The sequence below is a fragment of the Actinotalea ferrariae CF5-4 genome, assembly GCF_000603945.1.
Classification (GTDB): domain Bacteria; phylum Actinomycetota; class Actinomycetes; order Actinomycetales; family Cellulomonadaceae; genus Actinotalea; species Actinotalea ferrariae.
In genome coordinates, this window is the sequence record NZ_AXCW01000248.1 from 1 (window position 1) to 6,169 (window position 6,169).

5 protein-coding genes are annotated in these 6,169 nt (G+C 76.0%); 1 reads left to right on the forward strand and 4 read right to left on the reverse strand.

Annotated elements, in window-relative coordinates:
* Window positions 1-655 precede the first annotated feature (655 nt).
* Window positions 656-1,780, reverse strand: coding sequence for a glycerate kinase (locus tag N866_RS15560; protein WP_034228021.1), 1,125 nt, complete (start codon window positions 1,778-1,780; stop codon window positions 656-658).
* A 185-nt stretch (window positions 1,781-1,965) separates the two neighbouring features.
* Here N866_RS15560 and N866_RS15565 point away from each other — a divergent pair, with 185 nt between their 5' ends.
* Window positions 1,966-2,367, forward strand: coding sequence for a four-helix bundle copper-binding protein (locus N866_RS15565; RefSeq protein ID WP_034228022.1), 402 nt, complete (start codon window positions 1,966-1,968; stop codon window positions 2,365-2,367).
* A 43-nt stretch (window positions 2,368-2,410) separates the two neighbouring features.
* Here N866_RS15565 and N866_RS22460 read toward each other — a convergent pair whose 3' ends face one another.
* The 3 genes from N866_RS22460 to N866_RS15580 form a co-directional block, all read right to left on the reverse strand.
* The gene (locus N866_RS22460; RefSeq protein ID WP_034228023.1) at window positions 2,411-4,027 is read right to left on the reverse strand and encodes a serine hydrolase domain-containing protein; all 1,617 of its coding nucleotides are present in this window, start codon (window positions 4,025-4,027) and stop codon (window positions 2,411-2,413) included.
* Between the two features lie 103 nt (window positions 4,028-4,130).
* On the reverse strand, window positions 4,131-5,069 hold the full coding sequence (locus tag N866_RS15575) for a F510_1955 family glycosylhydrolase (RefSeq protein WP_081802712.1): 939 nt from the start codon (window positions 5,067-5,069) through the stop codon (window positions 4,131-4,133).
* A gap of 36 nt (window positions 5,070-5,105) precedes the next feature.
* Window positions 5,106-6,169, reverse strand: a 1,064-nt coding sequence (locus tag N866_RS15580; protein WP_052023136.1) for a carboxylate-amine ligase, incomplete at its 5' end; no start/stop codon positions are given.

The window sequence follows — 6,169 nt, forward strand, 5'->3', positions numbered from 1 at the left end:
TCGTGATGTTCTCCGCGACCAGCTGCGAGCGCACCGTGATCCAGGTCGCCGCACCGCCGACCACCAGCGCGAGGCCGGCGGCCATGAGCACGATCGCGATCACACGGATCGCCTTGGTGTTGACCAGAGTCGTGGACATCGTCCACTCCCTTCCCAGGAAAGAATCCTCGAGTCCGGGAACAGGCCACTCCGACCATCATCCCGGTGCGCCGTCTGCGGCTCTTGATGATCATCCTTACCCACGGTGATGACCGTCAGTTAGGCCCTAGGGCTCCTGGACCTAGGGCCCAGACCGAGCCCCCGCAGCAAGAGACGGGCAGGTCAGCGCACCGCCCCCGAGGACGCTGACCTTCGCGGCCGACGCAGGCGGGCATCGTGACCTGGCTCACAGCCGAGGAGGCGCTGCCCGAAGGCATCGCCCGAAGCACCAGCCAGAAGCCACCAGCCAGAAGCCACCATCCAGAGGCCACCCTCCAGAAGGCACCAGCCAGGAGGCGCAGTGGGGAAGCAGCGCCCGCGACCCGACCGCAGCCTTGGGGCCCACCGGAACCCGAGCGTGGACCACGACGTCGTCCGCCTCGCCCCGCCCCCGCCCCCGTGGGGGGAACGACGTGTCACCGTGGGGGAACGACGTGTCACCGTGGGGAACGACGTGTCACCGTGCCAGGACGTCCAGCAACTCGCGCCCCACGGCGCGCAGCAGCTCGGGGGCCCGAGCCACGGAGTCCTCCGGCGACGACGCCCGCTCCACCAGGGCCCACACCCGCGCGAGCCCGACCCCGGCTGTCGCAGCCGGTCCCAGCGCGTCCACCCCGCACACCGCGACCACCGGGGGCGGGTCCTCCCGGCCGGCTCCCTGCGTCGCCCGCAGCACGCCCATGACGGTCTTCCCGCGCAGGGACTGGCCGTCCAGGCGCCCCTCCCCCGTCACGACCAGGTCCGCGGCGGCCACCTCCGTCGCGAACCCGACCAGGTCCAGGACGAGGTCCACACCAGAGCGCACCGACCCTCCGAGTCCGGCCAGCAGGCCGTACCCGAGGCCGCCCCCGGCGCCTGCCCCCGGCCGGTCCGCGGGTCCACCGACGAGGCCGGCCCAACGGTGCAGCGCGTCGTCGAGCCGGAGGACGTCGTCGGGGCTCGCGCCCTTCTGAGGGGCGTAGACGGCCGCCGCGCCCTCGGCGCCCAGCAGCGGGTTGTCGACGTCGGTCGCGACGGTCACCTCCACCCCGGCGAGTTTCCGCCGCGCCGGCGCCAGGTCCACCGTCGCGACGCGCTCCAGGCCGGCCCCGCCGTCGGGCACCGGGCGTCCGTGCTCGTCCAGCACCCGAGCGCCGAGAGCCGAGAGCATCCCCGCCCCGCCGTCGGTGCAGGCCGTGCCCCCCACGCCGACGACGACGTGCCGCGCCCCCGCGTCGACCGCCGCCGCGATGGCCTCGCCGACACCCCGGCTCCCAGCCGTGAGCGGGTGCAGGGGCCCACCTCGCAGGAGGGCGAGGCCCGACGTCGTCGCGGACTCGACGACCGCCGTGGTGCCGCGCACGGCGACCTGAGCGACCACGGGGGCGCCGTCGGGTCCGGCGGTCCTCACCTCCAGCGGTCGCCAGCCACGGGCGAGCAGGGCCGCGACGGTCCCGTCGCCCCCGTCGGCGACCGGGACGGTGCGGACCCGCACCCCCGGGTCGGCCTCCCGCAGACCGGCGGCCAGGGCGGCGGCGACCTCGGGGCCCGTGAGGCAGCCCTTGAACTTGTCCGGCGCCAGCAGCACGGTCCGCGTGTCCACGCCGCCATCCTCCACGCCGCACTCCGCCACGCCACCAGCCTCCCCGCCCCGAGCCTTCCCGCCACCAGGCGCGCGGACAGCCCGTGGCGCGACTCCCCAGATGCACACCACGACGGCACTTCTTACGGTCGAGGGGTGACCGGCCGGTGCCCGCTCGGGGCATCCCGCACCACGAAGGAGGCACCATGCAGACCACCGCGATGATGGAGACCTACCCGGCCTCGATCAACCTCGACCGGCAGCTGCTCGCCCGCGTCGTGGACGCCGCCGCGGAGTGCGCTCAGACGTGCACCTCCTGCGCCGACGCCTGCCTCAGCGAGGAGATGGTCGCCGATCTCCGGAAGTGCATCCGGACGAACCTCGACTGCGCCGACATCTGCGAGACCACCGCGCGCGTCCTTTCCCGCCACACGGGCTACGACGCGAACATCACCCGCGCGCAGCTCGAGGCGTGCATCGCCGCCTGCCGCTCCTGCGGCGACGAGTGCGAGCAGCACGCCGGGATGCACGAGCACTGCCGCGTGTGCGCCGAGTCGTGCCGCGCGTGCGAGGCCGCCTGCGCGGAGCTCCTCGCCAGCATCGGCTGACGGGCCGTGTGCCGGCCGGCGCCGTGCAGCGCCGGCCTCACCGTCAGAGGCGGGCCGACCCCGAGACCACCTGCGCGCGCAGGTCCCGCAGCGGCGGCGTGCCGAGCGGCTCCGTCAGCCACCGCGACGACACCTCACGGGTGGCCCCGTCCACCTCGATGGCCAGCCGGTGCGGCGTCTCGACGAAGGCCAGGTCGAGGCGGAGCCGCTCCCCCACCCACCCGCCGCTGACGGCCACCGGCAGCCGGGCGCCGTCGCCCGCCACGGCCGCGAGGTCGACGTCGTGCACCTGCCACGACGGCCCGGTGACCTCGGTGCGGAGCTGCACAGCCCCGTCGTCGGCCTCCAGCTCGACGACCCAGCGCCCGGAGCCGGGGCCCTCGTCGTCGGCCGAGGTGGTCACGCGCGAGGTGGCGAGCGAGACCGCCACCGGTCCCGAGCTCCGTTCCGTGCGCAGGTCGAGCCACGCCTCCGCCGACGGCGGCGCAGTGTCCCCGGGCACGCCGGGCAGGGTCAGCGCGGCCAGGCGGGCGGCCAGCGCGGCGTCGGCGTCCTCCGCCGCGTCCCTCGGGCCGTCGTCCGCAGCGTCCTCCGCGGCGGCCCTCGCGCCGTTGTCCGCGGCACCCCTCTCGCCGCCGCCGCCCGGCCCGGCCTCCCCGCCCGTCCCGTCGGGCATCTCGCCCATCGCCGGCAGCAGGTACTCCCACGCTGCGTCGAGCACCTCCTGCATCGCCTCCGTGGCCGCGGTCATCGCGAGCACGGCGTCCTGCTCGGGCAGCACCAGGCAGAACTGGCCGTAGGCGCCGTCGCCGCGGTACCCGTGGCGGGACATCCAGAACTGGAACCCGTAGCCCTGGGACCAGTCCACGGGCCGGCCCTGCCCGTCGCTGCGGACGTGCCCGCGGGTGGCCTCCTCGACCCACGCCTCCGGCACGAGCTGCTCGTCCCCCCAGCGTCCGCGCTGCAGGTAGAGCTGGCCGAGGCGGGCGATGGCCTCGGTCGTCGCGTGCAGCCCGGAGAACCCGAGCTCCATCCCGGTGTGGTCGCCGTGCCAGGCGACCTCGCCGATCCCGAGCGGGTCCAGCAGCCGCGGGCGCAGGTAGTCCGTCAGACCCGAGCCGGTCCGCTGCGTCACGATGCTCGCGACGGTGTACGTGCACGGCTGGTTGTAGGCGAACACGGTGCCGGGCTCCTCGTCCGGCGGGAGGAGCAGGAAGCCACGGACGGGGTTCCGCGGGTCGAGGGCGAGCACCCGGTCCAGCGTCTCCTCCCGGTGCCCGCTCGCCATGGCCGCGACGTGCCGGACGAGCATGCGGCGGCTCCGCTCGTCCGTGACCTCCGCGTCGAGCTCCGGGAAGTGCGACAGCACGGTGTCGTCGAGCGACACCAGGCCCTCCTCGACGGCGAGCCCGAGAGCCGTGGACGTGAAGCTCTTGCTCAGGGAGTACAGGAGGTGGAGCCGGTCCCGCGAGAACGGCGCCCACCAGCCCTCGGCGACGACGTGCCCGTGCCGCAGCAGCATCAGGCTGTGCGGCTCGATCGCCGCGGACGCCTCGACCGCGTCGAGGAACGCCTGGACACCCCGCGCGTCGACCCCCTGCTGACGAGGTGCGCTGAGGGGCAGGGCCTGCGCCGCCGACGGCGCCCGGGTCTCGGTCATGCGTCCGTCCTACCAGGCCCGGCGCCGGTGCGCCGTCCTACCGGCCCGGCGCCGGTGCGCCGTCCTACGGCCCGGCGCCGGTGCGGCTCGCGCCGCCCGCCGCTCAGCGGAAGGTGAACGGCGCGAAGCCGGCGCCCCCGTCGGTCGAGAGGACGACGCGCGCGCCGGTGATCCCCACGACGTGCAGCGCACCGTCGACCAGCCTCGCGTCGAGCGCCTCGGGCGGTCCGCCGAGGGAGCCACGGGCCTCCCACGTCACGCCGCCGTCGGTGCTCACGTGGACGCTGCCGTCCGGGGCGGCGCCGACGGCGGTGCCGGCGTCGGCGAACGCCACGCGCTGGAGCAGGGGCCCGTCCACGGCCTCCCAGGTCCGGCCGCCGTCGGCGGACCGCTGCGGACCGTCCTGGTGCGTCATCAGCACGGTCGCGCCGTCCGGCGACACCGCGAGCGCGTACGGCGCCACGGGCGGGTCGAGCGCCTCCCACTCCCGGCCGTCCGGGCTGGTCCACAGCCCCTCCGCGTCGAAGCCGAGCACCACGGACGACGAGGCGGCGAGCGCGTGGAAGTCGGAGCGGCCCCCGCGCGACAGGACGGTCCAGGTCTCGCCGCCGTCCGTGGACTCGATGAGGCCCATCGGCTCGGGCAGGTCGGCACCGGGACCGGGGTGGCCCGACGCGAGGAGGCGGCCCGGCTCCGGCGCGGCGAAGCCCATGAGGTCGATCGTCGGGCCGACGCTCGTCATGCCGTCCGGCGCGTACCGCACCAGGCCCTCGTGCGAGGCGACGAGCACGACGCCGTCGTCCGTGAGCGCCACGCCGTGCACGTGCGCGCCGGGGACGGGCGGAGCCTCCTGCCCCGCCTCGGTGGGGGCGGACGGGTCGGATGGGGCGGTCGTCTCGGCGGGCGCCGACGCGACCGGGTCCGACGGCGCCTCGGAGGGCGCCGGGCCGGCCCCGGACTCCGTGGTGGTCGCGCCGCAGCCGGCGAGCAGGAGGACAACGGCGGCGCCGGTCGCGGCGCGTCTCAGGGTGGAGTGAGGCACGGGCGGGATTCTACCATCCTCACCTGGCGGGCTGCCTCACCTGGCAGGCGCCCCCGCCTGGGCCGGCTCCCCGACGGTCACCCCGACGGCGTCGCGGACCACCGCCGCGAGGTCACCGCCCGAGGCCGCGGCGACCCGACGCTGCCGGTCGGCCCCGGTGCCACGGGACAGCACGGCCTCGACCTGGCGCTCGACCCACGCCTCGTCCCCGGTCTCCGCGAGCGCGGGACGGACGTGCTCCACCAGGTCGTGCAGCACCTCCGCAGCGGGCGCGGCGCGCCGGTGGACCGGGTGGACGAGCTCGGAGGTGAGGCCGGACCGGCTCGCACGCCACGACGCCATGCGCAGGAGGGCCGTCGGGACGTCGTCGGCCGCCTCGCCGGCGCGCCACCGGGCGGCGGCCGTCCCGACCAGGCCGCGGGACAGGGCGGCGACGAGCACCGCGTCCTCGGGCTCGAGGCAGACATCCGCGACCCGCACCTCGACGGTCGGGTACGAGCGGGACAGCCGGGCGTCGAAGTAGATCATCCCCTCGTCCAGGAGGGCGCCGGTGGTGATGAGGTCCGTGACGAGCCCGTGGTACGCCTCCGCCGAGCCGAACCGGTCGGTCGGGCCCGTCGTCGGGAACCGCTGGAACACCTGGGTGCGGTAGCCGGCGTACCCGGTGTCGGCGCCGTTCCAGAAGGGCGAGTTCGTCGACAGGGCGGTGAGGACCGCGAGCCAGGGTCGGATGCGGTCCAGGACGCCGACGCCCTCCTCGTCCGACTCCACCGCGACGTGCACGTGGCAGCCGCACGTCAGCTGCTCGTCGGCGGTCACGCCCATGAGCTGGGCCATCGCGCGGTAGCGCGTCACCGGCGTGAGGACCGGCACGCCCGGGCGCGGCGACGTGCCCAGGGCGACGATCCGCGCCCCGACCTCCTGGGCGGAGGCGTCGGCCCGACGCCGCAGCGCGCGCAGGTCCTCGACGAGCTCGCTCAGGAGCGTCCGGGGCGGCGTGGCCGTCTCGACCTGCTGCTGCTGGAGCTCGGTCTCCAGCGGCGTGCCGGGCGAGGCGGCGGCGTCCGGGGCGTCGGGGCTCGCGGGCCGGTCGCCGCCCG